The sequence below is a fragment of the Rhizobium sp. R693 genome, from assembly GCF_002211315.1.
Lineage (GTDB): Bacteria > Pseudomonadota > Alphaproteobacteria > Rhizobiales > Rhizobiaceae > Rhizobium.
On the sequence record NZ_LOKY01000001.1, the window covers coordinates 390553 to 415309 of the forward strand.

General features: G+C 60.4%; 24 protein-coding genes and 2 pseudogenes. 18 read left to right on the top strand and 8 right to left on the bottom strand.

What is annotated here, in order from left to right:
• Positions 1–65 precede the first annotated feature (65 nt).
• Positions 66–704, bottom strand: coding sequence for a hypothetical protein (locus ATY79_RS01910; protein WP_189637942.1), 639 nt, complete (start codon positions 702–704; stop codon positions 66–68).
• Positions 701–1924 carry an MFS transporter gene (locus ATY79_RS01915; RefSeq protein ID WP_088702837.1) on the bottom strand — a complete coding sequence of 408 codons (1224 nt, stop codon included), beginning with the start codon at positions 1922–1924 and terminating at the stop codon, positions 701–703. The genes ATY79_RS01910 and ATY79_RS01915 overlap by 4 nt, the downstream gene beginning before the upstream one ends.
• 104 nt (positions 1925–2028) lie before the next feature.
• Here ATY79_RS01915 and ATY79_RS01920 point away from each other — a divergent pair, with 104 nt between their 5' ends.
• On the top strand, positions 2029–2928 hold the full coding sequence (locus tag ATY79_RS01920) for a LysR family transcriptional regulator (protein WP_088702838.1): 900 nt from the start codon (positions 2029–2031) through the stop codon (positions 2926–2928).
• A gap of 96 nt (positions 2929–3024) precedes the next feature.
• On the opposite strand, the gene ATY79_RS01925 is transcribed toward ATY79_RS01920, so the two are convergent.
• Positions 3025–3438 (bottom strand): molybdopterin cofactor-binding domain-containing protein, encoded by a 414-nt coding sequence (locus ATY79_RS01925; RefSeq protein WP_245312292.1) that lies wholly within the window; start codon positions 3436–3438, stop codon positions 3025–3027.
• A 406-nt stretch (positions 3439–3844) separates the two neighbouring features.
• Here ATY79_RS01925 and ATY79_RS01930 point away from each other — a divergent pair, with 406 nt between their 5' ends.
• The 14 genes and pseudogenes from ATY79_RS01930 to ATY79_RS01995 form a co-directional block, all read left to right on the top strand.
• On the top strand, positions 3845–5170 hold the full coding sequence (locus tag ATY79_RS01930) for an ABC transporter substrate-binding protein (protein ID WP_088702839.1): 1326 nt from the start codon (positions 3845–3847) through the stop codon (positions 5168–5170).
• A gap of 101 nt (positions 5171–5271) precedes the next feature.
• The gene (locus ATY79_RS01935; protein ID WP_189637943.1) at positions 5272–6240 is read left to right on the top strand and encodes a sugar ABC transporter permease; all 969 of its coding nucleotides are present in this window, start codon (positions 5272–5274) and stop codon (positions 6238–6240) included.
• Positions 6237–7190: a carbohydrate ABC transporter permease gene (locus tag ATY79_RS01940; protein ID WP_088702841.1), complete on the top strand. Its 954-nt coding sequence runs from the start codon at positions 6237–6239 to the stop codon at positions 7188–7190. Before ATY79_RS01935 ends, ATY79_RS01940 begins: the two co-directional genes overlap by 4 nt.
• On the top strand, positions 7187–7399 hold the full coding sequence (locus ATY79_RS01945) for a hypothetical protein (RefSeq protein ID WP_088702842.1): 213 nt from the start codon (positions 7187–7189) through the stop codon (positions 7397–7399). Before ATY79_RS01940 ends, ATY79_RS01945 begins: the two co-directional genes overlap by 4 nt.
• A gap of 3 nt (positions 7400–7402) precedes the next feature.
• Positions 7403–8500 (top strand): ABC transporter ATP-binding protein, encoded by a 1098-nt coding sequence (locus ATY79_RS01950; RefSeq protein WP_088702843.1) that lies wholly within the window; start codon positions 7403–7405, stop codon positions 8498–8500.
• Entirely contained in the window at positions 8493–9497 is a 1005-nt protein-coding gene (locus ATY79_RS01955) for an ABC transporter ATP-binding protein (protein ID WP_088702844.1), read from the top strand. Before ATY79_RS01950 ends, ATY79_RS01955 begins: the two co-directional genes overlap by 8 nt.
• Before the next feature lie 51 nt (positions 9498–9548).
• Positions 9549–11189 (top strand): dihydroxyacetone kinase subunit DhaK, encoded by a 1641-nt coding sequence (locus ATY79_RS01960; RefSeq protein ID WP_088702845.1) that lies wholly within the window; start codon positions 9549–9551, stop codon positions 11187–11189.
• A 25-nt stretch (positions 11190–11214) separates the two neighbouring features.
• Entirely contained in the window at positions 11215–11829 is a 615-nt protein-coding gene (dhaL, locus tag ATY79_RS01965; protein ID WP_088702846.1) for a dihydroxyacetone kinase subunit DhaL, read from the top strand.
• Positions 11826–12224: a dihydroxyacetone kinase phosphoryl donor subunit DhaM gene (dhaM, locus tag ATY79_RS01970; RefSeq protein ID WP_088702847.1), complete on the top strand. Its 399-nt coding sequence runs from the start codon at positions 11826–11828 to the stop codon at positions 12222–12224. The genes dhaL and dhaM overlap by 4 nt, the downstream gene beginning before the upstream one ends.
• Positions 12224–12568, top strand: a complete 345-nt coding sequence (locus ATY79_RS01975; RefSeq protein ID WP_088702848.1) for an HPr family phosphocarrier protein — start codon at positions 12224–12226, stop codon at positions 12566–12568. Before dhaM ends, ATY79_RS01975 begins: the two co-directional genes overlap by 1 nt.
• On the top strand, positions 12552–14129 hold the full coding sequence (locus tag ATY79_RS01980; RefSeq protein ID WP_088702849.1) for a putative PEP-binding protein: 1578 nt from the start codon (positions 12552–12554) through the stop codon (positions 14127–14129). The genes ATY79_RS01975 and ATY79_RS01980 overlap by 17 nt, the downstream gene beginning before the upstream one ends.
• A 2-nt stretch (positions 14130–14131) precedes the next feature.
• On the top strand, positions 14132–14542 hold the full coding sequence (locus tag ATY79_RS01985) for a hypothetical protein (protein WP_088702850.1): 411 nt from the start codon (positions 14132–14134) through the stop codon (positions 14540–14542).
• A gap of 55 nt (positions 14543–14597) precedes the next feature.
• The gene (locus tag ATY79_RS01990; RefSeq protein WP_088702851.1) at positions 14598–15590 is read left to right on the top strand and encodes a dihydroxyacetone kinase subunit DhaK; all 993 of its coding nucleotides are present in this window, start codon (positions 14598–14600) and stop codon (positions 15588–15590) included.
• A 49-nt stretch (positions 15591–15639) separates the two neighbouring features.
• Positions 15640–16169, top strand: a pseudogene (locus tag ATY79_RS01995) (GntR family transcriptional regulator); the annotation flags it as partial.
• A gap of 538 nt (positions 16170–16707) precedes the next feature.
• On the opposite strand, the gene ATY79_RS02000 reads toward ATY79_RS01995, so the two are convergent.
• From ATY79_RS02000 to ATY79_RS02020, 4 genes and pseudogenes are all read right to left on the bottom strand, one after another.
• Positions 16708–18465 carry an adenylate/guanylate cyclase domain-containing protein gene (locus ATY79_RS02000; protein WP_088702852.1) on the bottom strand — a complete coding sequence of 586 codons (1758 nt, stop codon included), beginning with the start codon at positions 18463–18465 and terminating at the stop codon, positions 16708–16710.
• Between the two features lie 483 nt (positions 18466–18948).
• Positions 18949–19200 (bottom strand): annotated as a pseudogene (locus tag ATY79_RS02005) (transposase); the annotation flags it as partial.
• A gap of 499 nt (positions 19201–19699) precedes the next feature.
• Positions 19700–19999, bottom strand: coding sequence for a DUF982 domain-containing protein (locus ATY79_RS02015; protein WP_088702854.1), 300 nt, complete (start codon positions 19997–19999; stop codon positions 19700–19702).
• Positions 20000–20069: 70 nt separating this feature from the next.
• Positions 20070–20540: an Hsp20 family protein gene (locus ATY79_RS02020; RefSeq protein ID WP_088702855.1), complete on the bottom strand. Its 471-nt coding sequence runs from the start codon at positions 20538–20540 to the stop codon at positions 20070–20072.
• 505 nt (positions 20541–21045) lie between these two features.
• On the opposite strand from ATY79_RS02020, the gene ATY79_RS02025 reads away from it, so the two are divergent.
• The 3 genes from ATY79_RS02025 to ATY79_RS02035 are packed head-to-tail and all read left to right on the top strand — an operon-like array spanning position 21046 to position 23336.
• Positions 21046–21360, top strand: coding sequence for a co-chaperone GroES (locus ATY79_RS02025; RefSeq protein WP_088702856.1), 315 nt, complete (start codon positions 21046–21048; stop codon positions 21358–21360).
• A gap of 56 nt (positions 21361–21416) precedes the next feature.
• Positions 21417–23045 carry a chaperonin GroEL gene (groL, locus tag ATY79_RS02030; protein WP_088702857.1) on the top strand — a complete coding sequence of 543 codons (1629 nt, stop codon included), beginning with the start codon at positions 21417–21419 and terminating at the stop codon, positions 23043–23045.
• Between the two features lie 57 nt (positions 23046–23102).
• Positions 23103–23336: a hypothetical protein gene (locus tag ATY79_RS02035; RefSeq protein WP_088702858.1), complete on the top strand. Its 234-nt coding sequence runs from the start codon at positions 23103–23105 to the stop codon at positions 23334–23336.
• Positions 23337–23845: 509 nt separating this feature from the next.
• Here ATY79_RS02035 and ATY79_RS02040 read toward each other — a convergent pair.
• Positions 23846–24721 (bottom strand): hypothetical protein, encoded by an 876-nt coding sequence (locus ATY79_RS02040; protein WP_088702859.1) that lies wholly within the window; start codon positions 24719–24721, stop codon positions 23846–23848.
• Positions 24722–24757: the final 36 nt, after the last annotated feature.

Consider the following 24757-nt stretch of genomic DNA (forward strand, 5'->3'; position numbering starts at 1 on the left):
TCCCGGTGCCGGGAGCCGGGGGCGAGCACTTCGGAGAAGTCCTCAAGAGGCCAGCAACGCTTCTCTCAGCGCGAGCGTGTCGCCTGCAACCTTCGAGACCCCCATTGCCGTGTGCGGCCGGAGGCCGCATCGCCGATCAAGGCTGTATGCGCGGATGCGATTTTTGCCGCTTCAAAATCGAAGATCCCCTGGATGGAAGGTTGGGGCTCGGCTTCGATCGCCTTGACGAATGGAGGTGGCAACATCGAGGCGGCATCCGCGCGGAGCATTTGTAGCCGCTCCCCCGGCAAGGCGCCTCGCGGCAAAGAATAGTCGAATGACCGGCCATCGGCGGCTCTGAACAGCGTCTGTAGTTCGCCAGGCGCAACCGGCCGGTGCCAGACCCAATTATACCGGCGCTCGCCGGGACCGGTTTCACCCTTCGGGCCCGGAACGAGATAGCCGTGACCATGCATGCCGCTCGTCACGTAAAAAGCGAAGCGGTCCACCAAAATCGCGGCTTCCTGCGGCAATGTCGTCTCCCACACCGACGCGGGCGCCGTACTCGCGCCGATGGCGCGCGGGATCCTGAAGAGATCAGGCTGTCCGACAAGGCCTGCTCCCCGTGCGGCCAGGCGGAACGAAGAGCGTTCGCAGAGGAGGAGAATGCCGGCAAAGAGGCCTGCAAGCGATCCTCCGACGATCCGAATACGCAGCCGCTTCATGGCGATCTCCTATCGACCTCGGGCCGCCGCAGTCGAGCGGGCGCGATTTCAGCCGCGCGAATGGCCAAGGCGACCACCGCAAGCAAGCCGCCGAGAACACTGACGGCGACCCAGCCGCCACAACCCCAGGCCGCAGTCGCCAGCGCCGCACCGATCGCGCCACCGAGGAACATGGCGGTCATGAAGACGGTATTCAGCCGGCTGCGAGCATCGGCATCGAGCGTGTAGACGATATGCTGGTTCGACACGAGGGCACTCTGGATGCCGAAATCAAGGATGACGACACCGATCACCAGAGCTGCGAGCGAGGCCCAGAGACCGAAGATCACCCAGGCGATCAGCGTGAGCAAGGCGCCCGTCCAGACGACGAAATGCGGTCCGCGGCGGTCGGCGATCTTGCCGGCAAGGGGAGCAGCAAAGATGCCGGCTGCGCCGACGATCCCAAAGAGGCCGGCAACGTCGGCGCCGAGGCTGAAGCGCGGCGTCTGCAGATAGAGCGCCAGGATCGTCCAGAAAGCCGTGAAGGAGCCGAAGAGCGATGCCTGCATCAGTGCGGCCGTCCGAAGCACACGTTCCCGCTTCCACAGGTGGGCAAGCGACTTGATGGCGTTATGATAGGCCATGCGCGAGGTCGGACGATAATGAGGTAGTGCGAAATACATCAAGGCCGCTGCGATGAGCGCTAGGGGCACGCCGATCCAGAACATCTCGCGCCATCCGGCATGCTGGCCGACGAACCCGGACAATGTTCTGCTAAACAGGATCCCGGACAGCACGCCAGCCATGACCGTGCCGATTGTCGAACCGCGCTTCTCGGGAGAGGCGAGCGAAGCGGCAAAGGGAACGATCTGTTGCGCAACGGTGGAACTGGCGCCGACGACGAGCGAAGCCAGCACGAGCGACCAGGCGGTAGGCGATATTGCCGCGAGCGCAAGCGCGACCGAGAGAACGATAAACTGTCCGATGATCAGCTTGCGCCGATGAACGAGGTCCCCGAGCGGAAGCAGGAAGAAAAGGCCGAGTGCATAGCCGAGTTGCGTGGCCGTCGGAATAAAACCCGTGATCGGCTGGTGCTGGAATTCATTCTCGATGATCCCGAGCATCGGCTGATTGTAATAGATATTCGCCACGGCGATGCCACTGGCCACCGCCATAGCAAATAATGCCGGCCTCGAAAGCTCTTTCGACATCACCGGTCGGTGTTGACTTAACGTGTCCATGATCGTTGCCTTTCTGGCTGAAGAGGTGTGCTGTTATCTAGCTTTTTATCGTAAAGCGTTTTAGCCATCTTGGACGATCGGCTTGTATAACGGATATCGATATAATGAACACGGATGATGTGTTGGTCTTCACCGCCGCGGTTTCGGCCGGCAGCCTCTCCGCTGCCGCACGGCGTCTTGGCGTCACTCCCATGGTCGCAACGCGCAGGCTCGCCGCTCTTGAGGCCACAGTCGGCGTAAGGCTGCTTCATCGCACAACGCGGTCGCTTTCGCTCACCCCGGAAGGCGAGAGCTTCCTGCCTTTCGCGCAAGCGCTCGTCGATAACGAAGCGGCTGCCATGGCGCTCTTGCATTCCGGCACCGAAACCGCCTCCGGCCTGCTGCGCATATCCGTGCCGATATCGTTCGCGCTGAAATTCATCATGCCGATGGTGCCGAAGCTGCTGGAAGACAATCCCGATCTAAGGATCTCGGTCGAAATGACCGACAGCCTGCCTGACCTCGTGGCGACCGGAACGGATCTTGCTATCCGTATCGCCCGGCTCAGGGACAGCAGCCTTATCGCCCGCAAACTCGCGGACAACCCGCGGGTCGTCGTCGCCAGTCCGCGGTATCTCGCCCGTCGCGGCACGCCATCGTCTCTCGACGAACTCGCCGATCACGACTGCCTTTCGCTCGCAGGCGCTACCCACTGGACATTCCGCGACCATGGCGATGAGCGGCATGCCAGACTGAATGGACGCTTTTCCTGCAGTAGTATCGCAGGCTGCTATACGGCATGCCTTGGCGGAGGCGGTATCGCCATGTTGTCGACCTGGTATGTAGCCGACGACATCACAGCTGGCCGCCTGGTGCCGATCGATTTTCTGGGTGCAGAACCCGAAGCGATCAACATCTGGGCCGTCTATCCGACCACGCGTCTGGTGCTCCCCAAAGTCCGTGTCTTCATCACCGCACTTCGCGCCGCGCTAGCGGAGGCCGGCATTAAGGGAACTACAGAGTGACAATGGCCGCCCTCACCCGTTCTGGGGTCATCGGCAGCGAAAGCGTATGCCGGTCGCGTCCGCCAATGCATTGGCAAGCGTTGCCGAAGTCGGGCCCTACCCGCATTCGGCGACGCCAAGAAACGATTGGCCAGACTGCTCCTCGACGATCACGTCGATCTCTTCCGGAATATCGAGGAAATGCAGGATCGGATACGCGCTCCAATCGAAGCTGGTGCGGATTGTCTGGTCGTTCGTGACCTCCTCGCGCGTGCACCAACTGAGGGACTGAATGATCGCACCCTCGATCTGGTTCTGAACGCCATTCGGACTGACAACCTCGCCGCAATCGGCGGCGGCCTGGACGCGGTGAACGGTGATCCGTCCGGTATTCTGGTCGACGCTGATCTCCATGCAGGCAGCACAATAGGCGCCGAGATTCTTATATCGCGCAAAGGCCATGCCGAAGCCGTGGAAGGGGCTTCTCTTTTGGCGCTTGCGCCAACCGAAGGCGTCAGTCGCTGTTTGCATGACCTGGCGCGCGCGGGCGTCGGCGATGGGATTCAGCCGAAGTAGGAAGAGCAGTTTTAGCCGGCAAGCAGCGGACGGCTGGCGCAACTATGTGGCGGCACCGATCGACGAGAGAGCGCGAAACATAGGCTGGTCGATCTCGGCAACAATCCATTGCAGACGCGTGGTTTGTCAATCCGTCGCAATAGCGTGTGCAGACGGTTCGACTCGTAGGAATGGTGTTGTGACATAGCCGCCCCGCAATTGCTGCGGCGCAGCAACGATTGCCGCTTGCAATGTTTATAAAAATAACTATCACTAAACATATTGCTAAACATGAGAGTTGAGGAGTTCATGTAGGCATTCTCTGAAACGGGTGAACTTGCGCGGTCGGCGGGGAGCCGGCCTTTGGTTCTGGGAGGAACTAATGCAGAAGAAATCGAAAGCCCTTCTCGGGCTGGCCTCGGCGTTCATCATCTCGTCGGCGCTGCCCAATCTCGCAAAGGCCGACCAACTGACACTCTGCTGGGCCGCCTGGGACCCAGCGAATGCGCTGGTCGAACTCTCCAAGGATTTCACCGCCAAGACCGGCACCGACATGAAGTTCGAGTTCGTGCCGTGGACGAGCTATGCGGACCGCTTCCTCAACGAACTGAACTCCCATGGCAAGCTCTGCGACCTGATCATCGGCGACAGCCAGTGGATCGGCGGGTCGGCTGAAAACGGCCATTACGTCAAGCTCAACGACTTCTTCGACAAGGAAGGCATCAAGATGGATGACTTCGTGCCGGCGACGGTCGTCGGTTATTCGGAATGGCCGAAGAATACGCCGAACTATTGGGCCCTGCCCGCCATGGGCGACGTCGTCGGCTGGACCTACCGCAAGGACTGGTTCGAGCGGCCGGAGCTGCAGAAGGAATTCAAGGCAAAGTATGGCCACGATCTCGTAGCGCCAAAGACCTATGACGAGCTGAAGCAGATCGCCGAGTTCTTCCAGAAGCGCGAGATCGACGGCAAGACCGTCTATGGCGCCTCGATCTATACGGAGCGCGGCTCCGAAGGCATCACGATGGGCGTGACCAACGTCCTTTATGACTGGGGCTTCCAGTACGACAATCCCGACAAGCCCTACGAAATGGAAGGCTTCGTCAATTCGCCTGATGCGGTCAAGGGACTGGAGTTCTACAAAGCGCTTTATGACTGCTGCACGCCGCCCGGCAGCTCGAACGTTTACATGGTCGAGTCCGCCGACGCCTTCAAGTCCGGCCAGGTGGCGATGCAGATGAACTTCGCCTTTACGTGGCCCGGCCTCTACAAGGACGAGAAGGTCGGCGGCGACAAGATCGGCTTCTTCCCCAACCCGGCGGAAAAGAAACATTTCGCCCAGCTTGGCGGACAGGGGATTTCGGTCGTTTCCTACTCCGACAAGAAGGATGCCGCGCTGCAGTACATCAAGTGGTTCGCCCAGCCTGAAGTGCAGGCCAAGTGGTGGCAACTCGGTGGCTACTCGTGCCTGAAGTCGGTCGTGAACGCCCCGGACTTTGCATCCAGCCAGCCCTATGCCCAGGCGTTCCTGGACTCGATGGCGATCGTCAAGGATTTCTGGGCTGAGCCGAGCTACGCAACCCTCCTGCAGGACATGCAGAAGCGCGTTCATAACTATGTCGTGGCCGGCAACGGCACGGCCAAGGAAGCGCTCGACGGTCTCGTGAAGGACTGGACCGAAGTCTTCAAGGACGACGGCAAGATCTAGTGTCCGGCTGGACACACAATATTCTTGCCAGAATGGCGGCCCGGATCGCCAAGACTGCCGGGCCGCCACGTGTCTCACATACGCAAAGACCAGGTGACACCTTGAACATCTCATCTTCCTCTATGGTCGAGCAGGCAGCAGATGCGACTGCAAGAGCAACACCAGTATCGGTCGCTCGTCGGGTCCGCGGTCTGTCCGACCGGGCAATCGCCTGGGTGTTTATCGCCCCTACCATCATCCTGCTTCTCGCCATCAACATCTTCCCGCTCATCTGGGCGATCTATCTGTCGTTTACGAACTATCGTGCGAACCGCCCGAATGCGCCGGTTCTGAACGTCGGATTGAGCAACTACGAACGTGTGCTCACCGATCCCGACATCTGGCAAGCGATGCAGACGACGGCGCATTTCGTCTTCTGGACGATCCTGCTGCAGACCGTTATCGGCTTTACGCTCGCTTATCTGATTGACCGCAAGTTTCGCGGCCACGCCTTCTGGACGACCCTGATCCTGATCCCGATGATGCTGTCGCCTGCCGTCGTCGGCAATTTCTGGCGATTTCTCTACGAGCCACAGATCGGTCTCTTCGCCTACGCCGTTTCACTCGTCACCGGCATTCCGACAGCCGACATCCAAATGCTCGGCAGCGTCACGCTGGCGCCTTGGGCCATCATTATCGTCGATACCTGGATGTGGACGCCCTATGTGATGCTGATCTGCCTCGCCGGCCTCCGCTCCATCCCCGATTACATCTACGAGGCGGCCGAGGTTGACCGCGCCTCGACATGGCGGCAGTTCTGGTCGATCACCGTGCCGATGGCCCTGCCCTTCATCATGCTCGCCGTGCTGTTTCGCGGCATCGAGAACTTCAAGATGTTCGACATGGTCACGCTGCTGACCGGCGGCGGCCCGGGCTCGACCACAGAAGTCGCCTCCATCACCCTGAAGCGGGCCGCCTTTGAAAGCTGGGCAACCGGACGGGCATCGGCTTTTGCCATCGTCCTCTTCGTTGCAGTGTTCGGCCTTGCGAACATTTACGTCAAGGCACTCAACAAGGTGAAGCAACGATGAGCTCCGTCACCTCAGCCCATTCGGTCGTCGCGCCGAGTTCCACCAGCAAGCGCATCGCCGGCGCGATCGTGATCCTCTATGCCCTAATCACGCTAATTCCGCTCGTCTGGATCTTCCTGACCAGCATCAAGTCTCCGCCGGATTCCATCAGCTATCCTCCCAAGATCGTCTTTACGCCGACGCTGGAAGGTTATTGCAACCTCCTGACGACGCGGACGCGGCAGACGCCGGAATACATCACCTCCCTGCCCGCGCCGACCGGCACCTGCGACGAGGTCACTCGCAAGCGCAACATGGTGATCGCCGGGCCCTCGAACTTCCTCCCGCGCTTTGCAAACTCGCTGGTGATCGCGTTCGGCTCGACATTCCTGGCCGTCTCGCTGGGAACGCTGGCCGCCTACGGGTTCTCCCGTTTCAGGGTTCCGCTTGCCGACGACCTGTTGTTCTTCATCCTGTCGACACGCATGATGCCGCCGATTGCCGTCGCCATCCCGATTTATCTGATGTACCGCGAGCTCGGCCTTTCCGACACGGCGCTTGGCATGATCCTGCTTTACACGGCGGTCAATGTCTCTCTTGCAGTCTGGCTCCTGAAGGGCTTCATCGACGAGATCCCGCGCGAGTACGAGGAGGCAGCAATGATCGATGGCTACACCCGGCTGCAGGCCTTCTGGAAAGTCGTCCTGCCGCAGGCAACGACCGGTATCGCCGCCACCGCCATCTTCTGCCTGATCTTTGCCTGGAACGAATATGCCTTCGCCGCATTGCTGACTTCGGGTGAAGCGCAGACCGCGCCACCCTTCATTCCGACCATCATCGGCGAAGGCGGCCAGGACTGGCCGGCTGTCGCCGCAGGAACGACCATCTTCCTGATCCCGATCCTCGTCTTCACCATTCTCCTGCGCAAGCAGCTCTTGCGTGGCATCACCTTCGGAGCGGTCCGCAAATGACCCACCTCATAGAAACACCGCGCCCGTCCCGTCAGAAGCGCCCGTTTTTCCTGCGTCGCGGTCCGATGGAAAATATTGCAACCGCCTTGATTGCCGTCGGCTTCCTGATGCTTTTCCAGCCATTCCTGTTGGTGCTCTACACCTACTCGCTGGTGACGCTGCTCGCAGGCACGGCCATGTTTATCATCGTCTCGAAGTTTCCGGAGTGAGCCATGGCGGACATCAGAATAGAAAATCTCCGCAAGCAGTTCGGCAGCTTCGTCGCCGTACAGGATTCGAGCTTCACCATCCACGACGGCGAGTTCCTGGCACTGCTCGGCCCGTCCGGCTGCGGCAAGACGACGACGCTTCGCATGATCGCCGGCCTGGAACTGCCGACCAGCGGCAAGATCCGCCTTGACGGCGAAGACGTCACGTTCAACCGCGCCAGCGCCCGCGATATCGCTTTCGTCTTCCAGCTCTTTGCGCTCTATCCGCATATGAACGTGCGGAAAAACATCGGATTCCCGCTGCTGTCGCAGGGCATGCCGAAGGCCGAGATCCGCCAGCGCGTCGAGGAAACGGCGCGCCTGCTGCAGATCGACCATATCCTGAACCGCTCGGTCTCCGGACTCGCCGGCGGCGACCGCCAGCGCGTGGCGCTCGGGCGCGCCATCGTGCGCCGTCCAAAATGCTTCCTGATGGACGAGCCGCTCGGGACGCTCGACGCCGAATTTCGCGAGATCATGGTCCATGAGCTGCGTGAACTGCACAACCGCATTCATGCGACAACGGTGTATGTGACGCATGACCAGCATGAGGCCATGGCGATGGCCGACAAGATCGCCGTGATGAACCATGGCGTCATCGAGCAGTTCGGCACCCCTCAGGAAATCTACAGCAAGCCGGCCACGATGTATGTCGCCGATTTCATCGGCTCGCCACCGATGAATTTCATGCGCTTCACCTCGAGCCTTCGGACAGGCGCACGATCGATCTCGCTTCAAGGCGTTGACGTCAGCGTTCCCGAGGTGCATCAGGACCTGGCGGAAGGCGAGCTGGCGCTCGGTGTCAGGCCGGAGCATATCCGCTTCAGCGACGCCTCTCCATTGCGTGGCGCCGTCTACGGCAGTGAATATCTCGGCACCAATCAGGTGGTGGCGGTCGAGACCTCGAGCGGTGTCATCAAGGCGCGCGTACCGGCCAACCGCAATTTCCATATCGGCGAGACGGTTGGACTTGAGTTCAACCCGGCCAAGCTTGCGCTGTTCGATTGCAAGTCGGGCCGCGCCGTTGCCTCGGCACTCTATTCGGAGGAACGTCATGGCTGACGTCGCTCTCAAGGGCCTCAACAAGCGTTTCGGCGATACGCAGGCCCTCGCTGATCTCGACCTTTCGATCCGTGACGGCGAGTTCGTGGTCCTGCTTGGGCCGACCGGCGCCGGCAAGACGACGACATTGCGCCTCATTGCCGGCCTAGAGCGCCCCGACAGCGGCCGGATCGAAATCGGCGGTCGTAACGTTGCCGGCGAAGCTCCCGCTGAAAGGGATGTCGCCTTCGTCTTCCAGCAATATTCGCTCTACCCGCACATGACGGTTTACGACAACCTCGCCTTTCCACTGCGAGCGCCGGTGCGCAAACTCCGAGCCGAAGAGATCGACCGTCGCGTCCGGGACATTGCCCGCATGGTCAGGATAGACCACAAGCTGGAGAACCGTTCGACGCGTCTGTCGGGCGGCGAAATGCAGCGTGTTGCGATCGGCCGTGCTCTGGTACGCCGGCCCGCCATCTACCTGATGGACGAACCGCTTTCCTCGCTCGATGCGAAGCTGCGCGCGGAGCTGCGCCTGGAACTAAAGCGCATCCAGAAGGAGCTTGGCTCCACGTTGCTCTATGTAACCCATGACCAGGTCGAAGCGATGACGATGGCGGACCGCATCGGCATTGTGGCGGGAGGCCGGCTGCTCCAGGTCGGAACGCCGCGCGAAATCTACGGCAATCCCGCCAGCCTGCATGTCGCGGCCCGTCTCGGCCAGCCGCACATCAACCTGCTGCCCTCTGATCTTCTACCCGGCGCCAATCCGCCTCCCGGAACCAGAACGGTCGGGGCACGGACCGAACATCTCGAAATCGTCGTGGACAAGAATGCAAATGCTGAGATCGACTGGATCGAGCACCTGGGGGACCAGAACCACCTGCACATCCGGGTGCGCGACCACAAGCTCGTCACGCTTGCCGATCCCTATCTCGCAATCCGGCCGGGTGATCGAATCAGCCTGACACTGCGCGATCCGCTCTTTTTCGATGCCAGCGGCCAGCGGCTTTGACACGACGCAGAACCAAACAAAACACTTGCATGAACGGACGGGTCTCACGCCATGAAACATTTCTTCAATCGCCGGGAAACCATCGTTACCGAAGCCCTCGACGGCCTGCTTATGACAAATAGCGCCGGTCGCCTTGCCCGCTTGGACAGCTTCCCGGAGATCAAGGTGATCCTGCGCGCCGACTGGGACCGATCGAAGGTTGCGATCATCTCCGGCGGTGGTGCGGGCCACGAGCCCTCGCATGCTGGCTTCGTCGGCAAGGGAATGCTGACGGCCGCGGTATCCGGCGAGATCTTTGCTTCGCCCAGCGTCGATGCCGTGCTGACGGCAATCCGGGCCGTGACCGGCCCCAAGGGTGCACTGCTCATCGTCAAGAACTACACCGGCGACCGCCTGAATTTTGGCCTGGCTGCCGAAAAGGCGCGTGCAGAGGGGTTCGCCGTCGAGATGGTGATCGTTGCCGATGATATTGCGATCCCCGGCATCAACCAGCCCCGCGGCGTCGCGGGCACGCTGTTCGTGCACAAGATCGCCGGCTACCACGCCGAATCCGGAGCCGACCTGACGACAGTCGCGGGCCAGGCGGCAGCGGCAGCGCGCGACATCGTCTCGCTCGGCATGTCGCTTTCGACCTGCAGTGTACCTGGCCAGGCGCATGAGGATCGGATGGCCGCCGACGAGGGAGAACTCGGTCTTGGCATCCACGGGGAACCCGGCGTCGAGCGCATCGCGCTGCAACCGGTTGCGGACCTGGTGGCCACCATGAGCGAGCGGCTGGCTGCAAAGATTGACGGCGCAGGCGACTATGGGCTGCTGATCAACAATCTCGGCGCGGTGCCACCGCTTGAAATGGGCGTGATTGCCAATGCGGTGTTGTCCTCTCCTCTTGCCCGTCGCGTCCGGCTGATCGTCGGACCGGCGCCAATGATGACCGCGCTCAACATGAACGGCTTTTCGCTTTCGCTGATCCGTCTCGATGCCACCCGCGAGGCCGCGCTGAAGGCTGCCGTCGAACCGCATGCATGGACACCCGTCGTCGAACGGCACGAGATCACCATCGTTCCGGCACCACAAAGAGCCGCGCTGCAAAGCCGGACGATGTCGGCAAGTAACGATACGCAAAGTCGCCGTCTCCTGACCGTTCTCTGCGAGCATCTGATGTCCCTGGAAGGCGAATTGAACCACTTGGATAGCCGTGTCGGCGATGGCGACACCGGTTCCACCATGGCGACGGGTGCGCGCAGCATCCTTACCAGGATCGATGCACTGCCGCTGAAAGACCCCGCCGCCACCATGGCCGCCATCGGCGAGATTCTCAGCACCAGCATGGGCGGTTCGAGCGGTGTATTGCTCTCGATCTTCTTTACCGCCGCGTCGAAAGCCATGGCGGAAAAGGCGGATCTTGCGACTGCCCTGCTTGCCGGGCTTGATCGGATGACGTTCTATGGCGGAGCCAGCGTCGGCGACCGCACGATGGTCGATGCGCTGGCGCCGGCGCTCGCGGCCTTGCGGTCGGGCGGGGTAACGGCTGCGGCAAATGCCGCGGCGGCCGGCGCCGAGTCGACAAAAGCGATGCGGAAGGCAAAGGCCGGACGAGCTTCTTATGTCGGCGAGAAGGATCTGGAGGGAGTGCCGGATCCGGGAGCCGTCGCGGTGGCAGGTGTATTCGAGGTCGCGGCAAGGCTGGTATGAGTTGGTGCCGCTGGGAGGGTATCAGGTGCAGGCAGAACCGGTTCTTCTTGCGGGATTGATTGAGGCTTGTCGGGCGGCGATCGCGGCAAACAGCGATAACCTGTGCGCCCTCGATCGCGCGATCGGCGACGGCGATCATGGGACCAATATGCAGCGCGGCTGCGAGGCGGTCAGCGCCGAAGAAGCAACGGTCTCAAGCCTTCCTCTGCCTGAGGCGCTGGAACGGATCGGCCTGACCTTGGTGATGAGCATCGGCGGAGCGGCCGGTCCACTCTACGGAACCTTGTTGATGGAGATGGGGCGCGAGCTTCGCAAATCGGACCAGGAACAGGATTTTTCGCTTGCCCTGAAGCAGGCCATTGATGCCGTTGCCCGGCGTGGGCGCTCGCACGCCGGCGACAAGACCCTGCTCGACGTCCTGTATCCCGTGCAGGATGCGCTTGCACAGCATTCGCCCCTGACGGATATCGTGCGCCGCGCAGAACTTTCCGCCCGGCTGACCGCCGCCATGAAGGCGATGCGCGGCCGCGCGGCCTACCTTGGAGACCGTTCGATCGGACACGTCGACCCTGGCGCGTCGAGTTGCGCCCTTCTGACAACAGCCATCTGCCGCTACCTTGAGGAGCACCGCCCGGAATGAATGCGAAGGCCCAAAACGTCGGGATCGTGATCGTCTCCCACTCGCCGCTGGTCGCGAAAGGCACCGCCGACATGGTCCGGCAGATGGTGGGTGACAGCGTGCCGCTTGCCTGGTCGGGCGGCAACAGTCGCGGCGAACTTGGCACGGATGCAGAAGGAATTCTTAAGGCCGTCGAAGAGGCATGGTCGGAAGCTGGCGTCGCCGTCTTCGTCGACCTGGGAGGCGCCGAAACCAACAGCGAAATGGCGATCGAGATGCTCGGCTCGCCCCGCTCCCAAAGGGTTTCGATCTGCAACGCCCCGATTGTCGAAGGAGCCGTTATCGCTGCCGCCGAGGCCTCTGGCGGGGCATCGTTGGCCAAGGTGGTCGCAACGGCAGAGGAGTTGTCACCCTGATGACTGGAGGTTTCCGCATTGGGGCCCACGAGGCCGGGCAGGTCCACGCGAGTTGCCAGACGGAAGTCGAGGTCAAGCATGGCGTTGGCCTACATGCCCGCCCCTCGGTGACGTTCACGCGATTGGCAAAGTCGTTTCCCTGCTCGATCGACGTCGCCGTCAACGGCAACGACGTCTGGCTGAACGGCAAAAGCATCATCAAGATCATGGGGGCCAAGATCCGCAAGGGCTCGGTGCTCAAGATCCGCGCAAACGGCATTCTCGCCGAAGAAGCAATCCGGGCATTGAAGGACCTCGTCGAGCGCAATTTCGATGAGGAAAAGAAACATGGCCGAACCGCTTAGATTGAAAGCCACGAGCGCCTCGCCAGGTATTGCCAATGGCCCGGCCTTCGTCGCCGAACCGGTCGAAACCGCCGCACCAATCCCATCAACCGTCTCCGGCCAGATCGAGCTCGCAAGTGCGATCGAGACAGCTATTCTCGAACTGCAGGAACTGGCGACCGGGACGGATCCCGACGCCGGCGATATTGTCGAGTTTCAGATTGAGGTGCTTCGCGATCCAACCTTGATCGAGGCGACCGGCGCGCGCATCAAGGCCGGTGAAAACGCAGCATTCGCCTGGGTCGGAACGCTCGACGGATACATCCGGGAACTGGAGTGCTCGGAAGAAGACCAATTGCGGACGCGCGCCGTTGACATCCTCGACATCAAGAACCGCGTCCTTTCGGCGCTCACGGGAACGCCCGTCAGCGACTTTCCAGCCGGATCCATCTATGTTGGAAAGGACATGGAACCCAGCCGCTTCCTCGCGCACGATTGGTCGGCCGGCGGCGGCATCGTTCTTTACGCAGGCAGCGCGGTCGGTCATGTCGCCCTGCTGGCTAGGTCGCGGTCGGTCCCGATGGTGATCGGCGCCGGTCGCTTCGCAACAGTGGGCGGGCAAGATATCGGAGTTGATGGTGACGCCGGTATTGTCATACTTCAGGCTGCCAAATCGTGCGAAACCTCGGTGGAACACCGCGATGCGTCTAAAAGCGCTGCTCTGCCACTCGACAACGGAATTGCTTACACGTCAGACGGTGCGCAAGTACTCCTGTCCGTCAATGTCAACGCTCCGAACGAAATCGACGCGGTTCCAGCCGAGATGACCGCGGGCATAGGCTTGATGCGGTCGGAATTCGCGGTGATGTCGCTCGGTGATGCAGCAAACGAAGAAAGGCAGTTTGCAATCTACCGACGCCTCTTGGATTGGGCAGATGGGCGCTCTGTAACGATCCGCATGTTGGATGTTGGGGGCGACAAGCCGTTGCCGGGCATTACAGAGACCTCCTCGTTGCGCGGCATCCGCCTGCTTCTTGCCCAGCCGCAGATTGCGCGGGTTCAGGCGCGTGCGCTCCTTCGAGCGGCGGTCTTCGGTAATCTGCGTATCATGCTGCCAATGGTGACATTCCCGTCTGAAGTTCACGATATGCGGCAAATCTATCGCGAAGAAGCCGGAGAATTTCGCCGCCGCGGCGTCCCGCACCGCATTCCACCGATCGGGATGATGGTGGAGGTACCGGCAGCCGCGGTCATGCTCGACGAATTCGAAGGCGCTGACTTCTTTTCGTTCGGCACGAATGACCTGACGCAATACCTCGTGGCTTCCGCCCGCGACGCCGGCTTCAGCCTGGACCAAGAGCGAGCCGTACCGGCCGTGCTGCGCCTGTTAACCCAGGCGGTGAGGCTTGCCGGCGGCCGACCAGTCAGCATTTGCGGTGACATGGCTGGTGACCCGGTTCGCACCTCCGGTATTCTCGCGGCGGGCATACGGCATTTTTCGGTGGCGCCAGCTCGACTTGGCGCGATAAGATCCGCACTCCTCGGTCTGAACGCCGATGGGACAAAGGCAGCCGGGGACTAGGGATGGCGCGCGAAGACACCGAAGACGCCATTATCGCCTACAAGGATATTCTGGCGCAGATCATCGACAACCGACCGTCCGGAACGCGGCAGAGGCTGGCGACGGAACTCGGCAAGCATCGCAGCTTCGTCACCCAGATAACCAGTCCCACTTATGCGACGCCTCTGCCCGCGCGTCACCTCGCGACCATCTTCAGGGTGTGCCATTTTAGCCCCGCCGAACAGGATCGCTTTCTGGGCGCCTATCAAGTCGCCCATCCCGGCAAACTGCCGGAGTTTGGCGCCACGGAAAAACTGCGCCATCTTTCCATAATGGTGCCTGACTTCGGCGATGAACGCCGTAACCGGCTTCTGGAAGAGGCGATCACGGACCTGGTCCAGAAAATCGCTGCAATTTCGGGACCGCCTGATTGAACAGGCGGTTCGCGCGTGACGAGCGCTAGATGATCATCGCCTTGGGAGGGGTTTGATGAAGAAATTCATGAATGCAGCGGAAACAATGGTCGCCGAAAGCGTCGAAGGTTTCGTGCGCGCCCATGAGGAGTTCGTTGCATTCGGCCCAGACCGTCAATTTGTCCGCCGTCGCCACCTCGTTCCAGGCAAGGTGGCAGTCATCTCCGGCGGCGGCGCAGGCCACGAGCCGATGCATATCGGCTTCGTCGGTCGAGGCATGCTGGATGCGGCATGCGTCGGGCATATTTTCACGTCCCCTACTCCGGGCCAAATCCTCAGCGCGATAGAAGACGTGGACACCGGCGCTGGCTGCCTGCTGGTGGTAAAGAATTACGACGGCGACCTTATGAATTTCGAAATGGCGGCAGAGATGGCCTCGAGCCGCCACAGGATTGAGATGGTGATCGTAAGTGACGACATCGAAACGGCTAAGACGCACGACGGCCGTGGTCGAAGAGGCGTTGCCGGCACGGTGATCATGGAAAGGCTTCTCGGCGCCGCCGCGGAAAACGGCATGGCGCTTGCTGAATTGAAAACCCTTGCTGCTGGCCTCTCGTCCCGTGTCCGATCAATGGGTGTCGCACTGACCGGTGTGACGGTGCCGCACACGCGGCGATCGACCTTTTCACTCGGCCCCGGCGAAATAGAAATGGGTGTCGGAATTCATGGAGAGCCAGGCCATTCACGAGAGCCCTTCTCTAACGCCGACACCATCGTGAGGCGTCTAAGCGAGGTGGTTTTCAACGATGTCGCTCCGGTTTCTGACAAGGCGTTGCTTTTGGTGAACGGACTTGGCGGCACGCCACCGGCGGAGCTTTACCTTGCCTACAACGTCGCCCATCGCTTCATGCTGGGTCATGGTCTGCAGATTGCACGCTCGCTGGTTGGTACTTACGCCAGCTCACTTGACATGCAGGGCCTTTCCATCTCGCTCGCTCTCCTCAGTGACGAAGAGTTCATTCTCTGGGATTCGCCCGTTGCGACGGCTGCATTGCGGTGGGGCTGCTAGGGGTGGGCCTGTCTTAGCGAGCTTAGCGTAGCGGCCTGCAACTCGCCGGAGCCGCACGCTCGCTCGCGCCGCCTTGCAGGCTCTTTCCTATGAGGGGTTGGTCAGCGTCGAGAAAAAATCGTGGCGCATTCGTCGCCTACCCCTCGCCCGAGGAAGCGCGCCAGATCTTTCCCGCCCGTCGTCTCGTCGAGCCCGGAATCTTGCGCGAGGCGGCGGCCAAGATTCCGCCTTCGTAAATCCAGCATCTGAAGCAATTGCTTGCTCGAGGAAGGCCGCCTGATGGGCGAGCGCGGCCAGACGGCCCGGCGTGCCGAGATCAAGGCATCAGGCGACTTCCATCTGACGCTTGCCGCCATATCCGGCAACGCCATCACGCAGCGTCTCATGGATGAGTTGGTTGCCCGCTCGTCGCTGGTGATTGCTCTTTCCGGCCAATCCGAGCACGGCGACATCGTGGCCGCGAACGACCTTCACGAGGCATGCAGGTTGATGCTGCGCCACATTGCGCACATCGAGGCTGATCTTGATCTTCGCGAACGCAAGAGCGTCGGCGGCATGAAGGAAGCCTTCGAACGATGATGTCAAATTATCCAGCTTGATGGGCGGGATCGGGCGGACTTGAAGGCCGACGCAGGCGGCAGTCTCTCGTCCAAAACCTCGCGATTTTGCCCGCCCCTCCCGACAATCGGCGCGCGGACCCTGACCAGACATGGCCGGATGGCGTCGATTCTTTCATCGATGGAAATCGTTCCGCGACGACACCGCGCAAATCCGGGAGCAAGATCACCGCGATTGCCGAACCCGTGTGAAGGCCGACGAGTTCCGGATGTGGAGGGGAGAAGCTATTATTGAGGCGATCGCACATCGGTCCGGCATTGCGTAGCAAACGCCGCCTGACTTAAGCCATGCCTTCCAGCGTGTGGACGCCCTTTTTCGCGATGAGCCAATCATGGGGAGCGTTTCCGCGGTAGCTGGAGCGACCTTCGTGTTGGCAGCTTTGTTTGCGGCGGCCGTGAGATCGGCTCCCACGCAGCACAATTCCGAAAGTCGTCGCGACATCCTGCGAGGAACACTCCTCTCCGGCAAAACGATCAGTTCTCAAGGTCAATGCAACCTGTCAATTGAGGCCGGCACGGGCAAGCCCCTCGATCAGGCGCGCCCGATCCTCGGCGCGGACGAAAGAAGATGTTGCTCCGACAGCATCCCGTGAGATGTCAGGGACTAGCAACTTGAGCCGTCCGAGCAAGTCCATGGCAGCCTCGTGGTTGTCCAGAAGTCCGGCACAGGCCGTGCCGATGACCAGCGGCACGGCGTGGCCGGACCGCAAACGGTGCGCCTCCCGCGCATAACTCAATCCAAGCTTGTAGTTCGCGCCCTGGAAATAGGCCATGGCATAGTAGAACTGAAAGTCGCCGAGAAAAGCCTCACGCGGGCTCAGTCTGAGGGCGTAGTCGATGCAAGGAATAGCGTCTGCCGCGCGGCCCCCGTTGGCATGCGCAAGTCCCAGCTGGCCGTGTGCAAATGCGGAGTTGGGGTTGATCGCGATAGCCTGACTGATTGCTGCCGTCGCCAGGACATTGTCACGCGTCGCAAAGGCTATCATCGCCTGCGCAAGGTAAACCCACGGTTCCTTATCGTCAGCGGCAATGGCTTGTTGGACGATATCCCTGGCAAGGGCCAAGGCGCATCCCATATCCTCCCACCCCTGGAACGCGCGCCATAGCGTAATCCAACCTTTCATAGCGAGCGCCTGGGCATAATCGGGAGCCAGTCCTATTGCCCGATCGAGCAGGGGGAGCATCGTCCGGCTGCTCTCCTCAGACAACTGCGAACATAGGAACACCGCCCGCACGACACATTCCCAGGCGTCAAGGCCATAATGCGGCTTGGAGCTTTCGCGGGCATGCTCTGCGGCCATGAGTTCCGGCCCGATGCGGCTGACGACGCTTGCGGTGATTTCGTCCTGAATGACGAAGATGTCGCCGAGGTCGCCGTCGTACCTCTCGGCCCAGAGATGGACTTCGGAGGCCGCATCGATGAGCTGCGCGGTCACCCTCACCCGGTTGCCGGACTTGCGGACGCTGCCCTCGAGCACATAGCGGACGCCGAGTTCTCGCCCAATGGCGCGCACATCCACTGGCTTTGCCTTGTAGGTGAACATCGTGTTGCGGGCGATCACGAAGAAGCCCTTGAGCTTGGATAGCGCGGTGGTGATGTCCTCGGTGAGCCCATCGCTGAAGAAATCCTGCTCCTGGTCGGCGCTCATGGCGTTGAACGGCAGCACGGCAATGGATGGTCGGTCCGGAAGTGCGGGCTTGGGCGATACCGTTCGTGCAGTCGTCCGTTCCAGAAGGGCTCGGTACAGTCGCACCGGCCGCTCCATGTTTTTGAGTGCGCGCTCGCCGAGGTACTGGTAGTCGCAGTCAAGCTTGCCCTGGAGGTGATCGTACGCCGTGCCGGAAATGCAAATGCCGCCCGGATCCGCCAATGTCTGGAGGCGGGCCGCGATATTGACGCCATCGCCGTAGAGATCGCCATCAACCTCGTGGATCACATCACCGAGATTGACGCCGACCCGGAAGATGATGCGTCGCTCCGTAGGGATATCGGACTGGTTCGCGGCTACGCCCTTCTGGATGGCAGCCGCGCACGCGACGGCATCGACGACAGACCCGAACTCCACGAGCGCACCGTCGCCCATCAGTTTGACGATACGGCCCTGATGCTCGGCCAGCAGCGGATCGATCACCTCCCGGCGTAGAACCTTCAGGGCCGACAACGTCCCAGCCTCGTCATGTTCGACGAGGCGGGAATAGCCGACGACGTCAGCGGCCAGGATCGCCGCCAGCCGCCGCTCCGCTCTTGCAATTGCCATGGCTGTCTCCCCTCAGGAGATCCGCCGGATGAAACCCACGCGATTGACGCGAGATGCACCAGCCGGCTGCCCGACACCGCGACGTGCTTGGTTCATGATACCACTGAGACGGTCATAAGGCGACACTTCACGAGAGTGCTGCCTTCAACAGGAACAGGATCCGTGAAACGGTCACTGCAAAGGCCTGCTGCGGTCCAAAGCAAGGAAAGAGGCATTCCCGGTTTGCATTCAATGTCCCGTTTCCTGTCTGGCGTCGATGGCTGAACCCTCATTCCGCCGGCTGCGGCCAGCCGGAACGCTGCCGCCCTCCGCACTCGGGTCCTGAGCATGCGCGTGTCTGGGGCAGATTGCGACCATGACCTCGGTCTGTATGCGCCGGGAGCAGAAAGCACAGTCTGTTGATTGCCACTGAGAACGGACCCGGCACAGCCAGATATTTCCATTGAGAGTTGGCTCTGACGCACTTTTGCTGATGTGCAGCCCCTACGACGCTCCAATCAAACGCGCCTGAAGCAGATCGAGTTTTGCTCTCCCGTACATTTGACGTTTGATGAGCTTCAGCCGCGTGATCTGGCCTTCAGTCTGCCCATTCGACCACGGTGAGATGATCGCGTTTCTGACCGCGGCGAGGTCTCTTGCGACGCCGCCTGCAAACGATCCCACCAAGCTGTCTTTTGTAGCTTCGAGCCATTCGTCGAGCTTTCGTGCCGCCTTCGAGCGGATCATGGATTGGAAGTCGATTGCATCATGGGTCAATTCTCCTACTCCGGCTTGCGCAAGCGTGATCCCGCCGCCAATTCTCTATGCACCTGCATCTCCAACGCGCTCCCGAGAACCGTCTAGCCTGTTCGACGCGCGTCATCTCAAGCGTGGTTCTCCCGAGAGGGATCGCCGGACAGCGGCAGCATAAAAACTTATGTTGCCGCTGTATGAGCTATCTCAGCTAGATGCTGAAGCGGCGATCAAGTTCCAGGAGAGCCAACTGAACCTCATCTATCGTCACCGGTGCAGGCGTATCCGGTATTTTTCTCAGGGCTGGCTCGGACTCGACTGCATAGTAATCCGATGCCCACGCAGCAAGGATCGCCCTCTTGTCATGGGCCGCCAGGACTAGCGAATTGACTACATCGATCGGACGTCGAATCGTTACGTGGTGCGGCACCAGAGAAGTCGGCCCTTTCGTCACAGCATCGTTGACTATCTGCTGAAGCACTGAGTCCATCATCGTTGAACCTCAGCAAATGTGCGGGCCCCGGTCACGACCGGACCGTGATGCGATGACCGGGTCAATTGTCGGCGGGAGCAGATCGTGCTTCTCGGCGAACGCCGTAAAGAGGCCGCGGACGGTCTCTGCTTCGATTTCACCGAGCAACGCAGCTCTGCAAGCTTTCAGAGCAATCGAATGCGAGGCGTCCCTCGTCGAGACTGGCCGCTCAACGAGATATTGGTAAGCGTCCATGACTGATTTCACGTCGACCGGCAATCCAAGGCCGACCAGAACGGATACAGGTTCCCTGAACATATCGGGTTTCATGCTTTTCTCCTTTCCAACCCGTCATGCTGTCAGGCGCCGCTCAAGCGGCGCCTCGTTTATCAGCGTTGGATTACGCGGCCTTCTGTCCTTCGATCTGAGCCGCCTGAGCCGGCAGCGCCGGATCGATCTCGATGTCGATTTTCCGAGGCTTGAGAGCTTCGGGGATCTCACGGATGAGATCGACCGACAGCAGACCGTTGACCAGCTCTGCTCCGTTGACCCTGACGTGATCCGCAAGCTCAAAGCGGTGTTCGAACGGTCGGGACGCAATGCCGCGATGCAGATAGGCTTCCGCAGTCGTGTCCTGCTTCTTACCGGTCACGGTCAGGAGGTTCGACTGGAAGGTAATGTCCAGATCATCGCGCGCGAAGCCCGCAACAGCGATCGAAATTCGATAGCTGTCATCGCCGGTCTTGACGATGTCATACGGCGGCCAGTCACTGACTGAGCGAGCACGCTGAGCGTTCTCCAGGAGATTGAAGACGCGGTCAAAGCCAACGCTCGAGCGGAAGAGTGGTGTGTAGTCGTAAGATGTTGCCATAGCCATATCCTCCTTGAAGCAACATGGGTATGAAGCGCCGAAAGACAGCGCTCCCAGCAGGGCCAACCCTGTTCTAGCGGCTGGCGGCGATCGATTTGGTTTTCGCGGGTTTCGGTTTCAAGGTATGGACATCAAAATTTTCGGCGGCATCCGAAGTCCACCGTTCTGTCGACCGAAGAGGAAGCGATCATCATCGCCTTCCGCCGGCATACGCTGTTGCCGCTCGACGACTGTCTTTACAGTCTGCAGGCGACGATTCCTCTGAGACGAAACACTAGCCGTCCTCTCTGGATTGTGAATGCGTTAAATTTCTTTCCTTTTCTTTTCAGGCTGTTATCAGCATCGACGCCAAACTATAATTTTTTCGTTTAGCCCCCTTGAAATGGAAAAATCCCGAAAATAAATCACTCCCGCGAACGCTCATTTGAGGTTCGCACCCGCCTGGACCGGCCATCGGGTCGGGCGGGGATTTCAACGTCATCTTTTTTGTCCAACGGAGGAAAACATGTCGTTCCGACCGCTTCATGATCGCATTCTTGTCCGCCGCATCGCGTCCGAGGAAAGGACCAGGGGCGGCATCATCGTTCCAGACACCGCCAAGGAGAAGCCCCAGGAAGGCGAGGTTATCGCCGTCGGCCCCGGCGCACGCAACGACGCGGGCCAGGTCCAGGCACTGGACGTCAAGGCCGGTGATCGAATCCTGTTCGGCAAATGGTCGGGTACCGAAATCAAGATCAACGGCGAGGATCTGCTGATCATGAAGGAAAGCGACGTCATGGGTATCATCGACACCCAGGCGGAGCAGAAAAAAGTCGCTTGAATGTGACCGTGTGAAACCATCAGTCAACAATAGCTGCCTATTGAGGAGTTAAAGATATGGCTGCGAAAGAAGTCAAATTCCACGCCGACGCCCGTGAACGCATGCTGCGTGGGGTCGATGTGCTTGCGAATGCCGTCAAGGTTACGCTCGGTCCGAAGGGCCGCAACGTGGTCATTGACAAGTCCTTCGGTGCTCCGCGCATCACAAAGGACGGCGTGTCGGTGGCCAAGGAAATCGAGCTGGAAGACAAGTTCGAGAACATGGGTGCCCAGATGCTGCGTGAAGTCGCGTCGAAGACGAATGATCTGGCCGGTGACGGCACGACGACGGCGACAGTACTTGCACAGGCGATTGTCAAGGAGGGCGCCAAGGCCGTTGCGTCGGGCATGAATCCAATGGATCTTAAGCGTGGCATTGACTTGGCCGTCGACACCGTCGTCAAGGAGCTCCAGGCCCGCGCCCGCAAGATCACGAGCAACTCGGAGATTGCCCAGGTTGGCACGATTTCGGCGAATGGAGATACCGAGATCGGTCGCTTCCTCGCCGAAGCGATGGAAAAGGTCGGCAATGAAGGTGTTATCACCGTCGAGGAAGCCAAGACGGCCGAAACGGAACTCGAAGTCGTCGAGGGTATGCAGTTCGACCGCGGCTATCTCAGCCCGTACTTCGTCACCGATGCCGAGAAGATGCGCGTGGAGTTCGAGGATCTCTATATCCTGATCCACGAAAAGAAGCTGTCGAACCTTCAGTCGATGCTTCCTGTCCTGGAAGCGGTAGTTCAGTCTGGGAAACCGCTGGTGATCATCGCGGAGGATGTCGAAGGCGAAGCCCTCGCCACGCTAGTCGTCAACAAACTGCGCGGCGGCCTGAAGATCGCTGCTGTCAAGGCTCCTGGCTTCGGCGACCGCCGCAAGGCGATGCTGGAGGACATCGCTATCCTGACGGGCGGAACTGTCATCTCCGAAGATCTCGGCATCAAGCTCGAGAATGTCACGCTCAATATGCTCGGCCGCGCCAAGAAGGTGGCGATCGAAAAAGAGAACACCACGATCATCGACGGCGTGGGCTCGAAGTCCGAAATCGATGGACGTGTCGCCCAGATCAAGACGCAGATCGAGGAAACAACTTCCGACTACGACCGCGAGAAGCTGCGGGAACGCCTCGCCAAGCTTGCCGGCGGCGTTGCCGTCATCCGTGTTGGTGGCTCGACGGAAGTCGAAGTCAAGGAGAAAAAGGATCGCGTCGACGATGCGTTGCATGCCACTAGGGCAGCCGTCGAAGAAGGAATCCTGCCGGGCGGCGGCGTGGCGCTCCTTCGTGCGGTCAAGGTGCTCGACGATCTTTCAACGGTCAATCAGGACCAGAAGGTCGGCGTTGAAATCGTTCGTCGTGCTATCGAAGCTCCGGTCCGCCAGATCGCCGAGAATGCCGGGGCCGAGGGTTCGGTCATTGTCGGAAAGCTGCGCGAGAAGACCGACCTCTCCTATGGCTGGAATGCCCAGACTGGCGAATATGGTGATCTCTACGCTCAGGGCGTCATCGACCCCGCTAAAGTCGTGCGCACCGCGCTTCAGGATGCAGCCTCGGTTGCCGGTCTGCTGGTGACGACGGAAGCCATGATCGCCGAAAAGCCGAAGAAGGACGCCGCACCGGCGCTGCCTTCAGGCGCCGGCATGGATTTCTAACCGGTAGGAACGGCTCGCTCTTCCGTCGTAAGAGCGAGCCGCCTTGCAAGACAAGCCATGACTGCGAGACCATTACCCTCGAAGGATGAAGCGCGCTTATGTGCCAATGTAGTCAGGAATCTGGCTCGTGACTTAAGCCTTGCAGACGATCCGGCCGCGATCGGCAAACTGACCGTTCTGGTTGCTCGGCTTTTCAACAGCGGACTGCGCACCCGCGAAGAGCTGATGTCGGCCGCGATGAAGTCTGCTGGTATGCCGAGCAGTGCGATTGCCGCAACTGCGGACCACTAGGACCGTTGTCGGTTCGCAGACCTAGCGTTGTGCGAACCGCCCGTCTCAACTTGCTGCTCGGACCGTTGGATTCCCTGCGTCGGCAGCCTCTTTCTCGAGAAAATGGCCGCCTAGCGCCTCGATACCACCAAGGCGTTCACGGCATGACGGGCAAAAGGCCAGATGGATAGAGACGCCTATGGGAGAAGCTTCCAGAAAAGCCGAATGAGCTAGCCAGACTGATCCTCGACAAAGGCGGAGGAGCCTCAGTTTTCAGCGAAACTCCAACCCCTAGATTTGTAGGCGCCTTCTTTCCTAAAATTGAGGTAGGAGGCCTCTCCCGCGATCCGACGTAACTTGGCGAAAGGGTCGGATCGGGCTAGCTGAGCATTTTGCCCACGCGCTCGCCTTTTCTTACCGGACACGTACGAACGCCTCCGAAGGTTCCCATCACGTTGGTTGAGGAGCATGGCATGACGCAACAAGGTAAAATTACAGTCGTCACGGGGCGGGTCTACATTGGGGCGGGTCTAGATTTGTGACTCGTATTCGCGGCTTTCACTGCGGTAGCGAAACAGCTTTGCGGGGCGGCCGCCAGTCTCGCTTGTCGTATCTCCGGTTTCCTCGACGAGGTCCTGCTGCTCGATCAACCGTCGAAAATTCTGCTTGTGGAGCGTCAACCCGGCAAGCGCCTCAACGCTGCGCTGCAATTGCAGCAAGGTAAAGCTTGCCGGCATCAACTCGAAGACGACAGGCCGGTATTTGATTTTCGCCCGCAGTCGCGCAATGCCAGTCGCAAGAATGCGCCGATGGTCGGCAAACATCGGCCGTCCCGGATTTACCTCCGGTGGAAAACCGGCCTCTTTCACAAGACCGGCCTCGTAGAGGATTTCATAGCGCTGCAGCACCAGGTCTTCGTTCCAGGCAACCTCGCCGCATCCAAAGGCGAAGTTCACTCGACGCAACCGCTCTTCCTTGCGCAAGGGGTCGCGCCTTGCCCAGGTGGCGAGATGTGCGACGATGTCGTCAAGGACAGCCGGGCGCCCGGCGCGCCAGTCCTCCCAGGGAAAATAGCTGTACCAGCCATGCCAGGCAGGCCCGCCAGCGCCCGTTGCAGACTGCTCCCGCACCAGACCGAGATAGCTGATCGAGATCGTCCTGCCGCCGAGGATCTCATTATTTCGGTCGCGATCGGCGAAGGTATAGAGTTGCTCCAGATAGCCGACCGGATGGCCTGTCTGCTCCTGAACCCATTCACGCAGACCGCTCTGCAGCGTGCGGTGCCCCATTTCGAACGGACCTGACGGGAGGGCCTCTCCGGACCGGATCGTCATCACACGCGGCTCGCCGCCCGTGACCGCGACGAGCACGGCTATCAATTCGGCATGTGCAAACCCGATCGTCAAGGAAAGTACGCCTCCTGTTGTCAAACAGGCAATCTC

Coding starts and splice junctions, on each gene's coding strand:
- ATY79_RS01955 (WP_088702844.1), top strand. CDS start 8,493: ATGGCTGACGTCGCTCTCAAGGGCCTCAACAAGCGTTTCGGCGATACG.
- ATY79_RS01975 (WP_088702848.1), top strand. CDS start 12,224: ATGACTGGAGGTTTCCGCATTGGGGCCCACGAGGCCGGGCAGGTCCAC.
- ATY79_RS02025 (WP_088702856.1), top strand. CDS start 21,046: ATGTCGTTCCGACCGCTTCATGATCGCATTCTTGTCCGCCGCATCGCG.
- ATY79_RS01940 (WP_088702841.1), top strand. CDS start 6,237: ATGAGCTCCGTCACCTCAGCCCATTCGGTCGTCGCGCCGAGTTCCACC.
- ATY79_RS01950 (WP_088702843.1), top strand. CDS start 7,403: ATGGCGGACATCAGAATAGAAAATCTCCGCAAGCAGTTCGGCAGCTTC.
- ATY79_RS01985 (WP_088702850.1), top strand. CDS start 14,132: ATGGCGCGCGAAGACACCGAAGACGCCATTATCGCCTACAAGGATATT.
- ATY79_RS02015 (WP_088702854.1), bottom strand. CDS start 19,999: ATGAAACCCGATATGTTCAGGGAACCTGTATCCGTTCTGGTCGGCCTT.
- ATY79_RS01960 (WP_088702845.1), top strand. CDS start 9,549: ATGAAACATTTCTTCAATCGCCGGGAAACCATCGTTACCGAAGCCCTC.
- ATY79_RS02035 (WP_088702858.1), top strand. CDS start 23,103: ATGACTGCGAGACCATTACCCTCGAAGGATGAAGCGCGCTTATGTGCC.
- ATY79_RS01920 (WP_088702838.1), top strand. CDS start 2,029: ATGAACACGGATGATGTGTTGGTCTTCACCGCCGCGGTTTCGGCCGGC.
- ATY79_RS02000 (WP_088702852.1), bottom strand. CDS start 18,465: ATGGCAATTGCAAGAGCGGAGCGGCGGCTGGCGGCGATCCTGGCCGCT.
- ATY79_RS01945 (WP_088702842.1), top strand. CDS start 7,187: ATGACCCACCTCATAGAAACACCGCGCCCGTCCCGTCAGAAGCGCCCG.
- ATY79_RS01910 (WP_189637942.1), bottom strand. CDS start 704: ATGAAGCGGCTGCGTATTCGGATCGTCGGAGGATCGCTTGCAGGCCTC.
- ATY79_RS01915 (WP_088702837.1), bottom strand. CDS start 1,924: ATGGACACGTTAAGTCAACACCGACCGGTGATGTCGAAAGAGCTTTCG.
- ATY79_RS01925 (WP_245312292.1), bottom strand. CDS start 3,438: ATGCAAACAGCGACTGACGCCTTCGGTTGGCGCAAGCGCCAAAAGAGA.
- groL (WP_088702857.1), top strand. CDS start 21,417: ATGGCTGCGAAAGAAGTCAAATTCCACGCCGACGCCCGTGAACGCATG.
- dhaM (WP_088702847.1), top strand. CDS start 11,826: ATGAATGCGAAGGCCCAAAACGTCGGGATCGTGATCGTCTCCCACTCG.
- ATY79_RS01990 (WP_088702851.1), top strand. CDS start 14,598: ATGAAGAAATTCATGAATGCAGCGGAAACAATGGTCGCCGAAAGCGTC.
- ATY79_RS01980 (WP_088702849.1), top strand. CDS start 12,552: ATGGCCGAACCGCTTAGATTGAAAGCCACGAGCGCCTCGCCAGGTATT.
- ATY79_RS01930 (WP_088702839.1), top strand. CDS start 3,845: ATGCAGAAGAAATCGAAAGCCCTTCTCGGGCTGGCCTCGGCGTTCATC.
- ATY79_RS02020 (WP_088702855.1), bottom strand. CDS start 20,540: ATGGCAACATCTTACGACTACACACCACTCTTCCGCTCGAGCGTTGGC.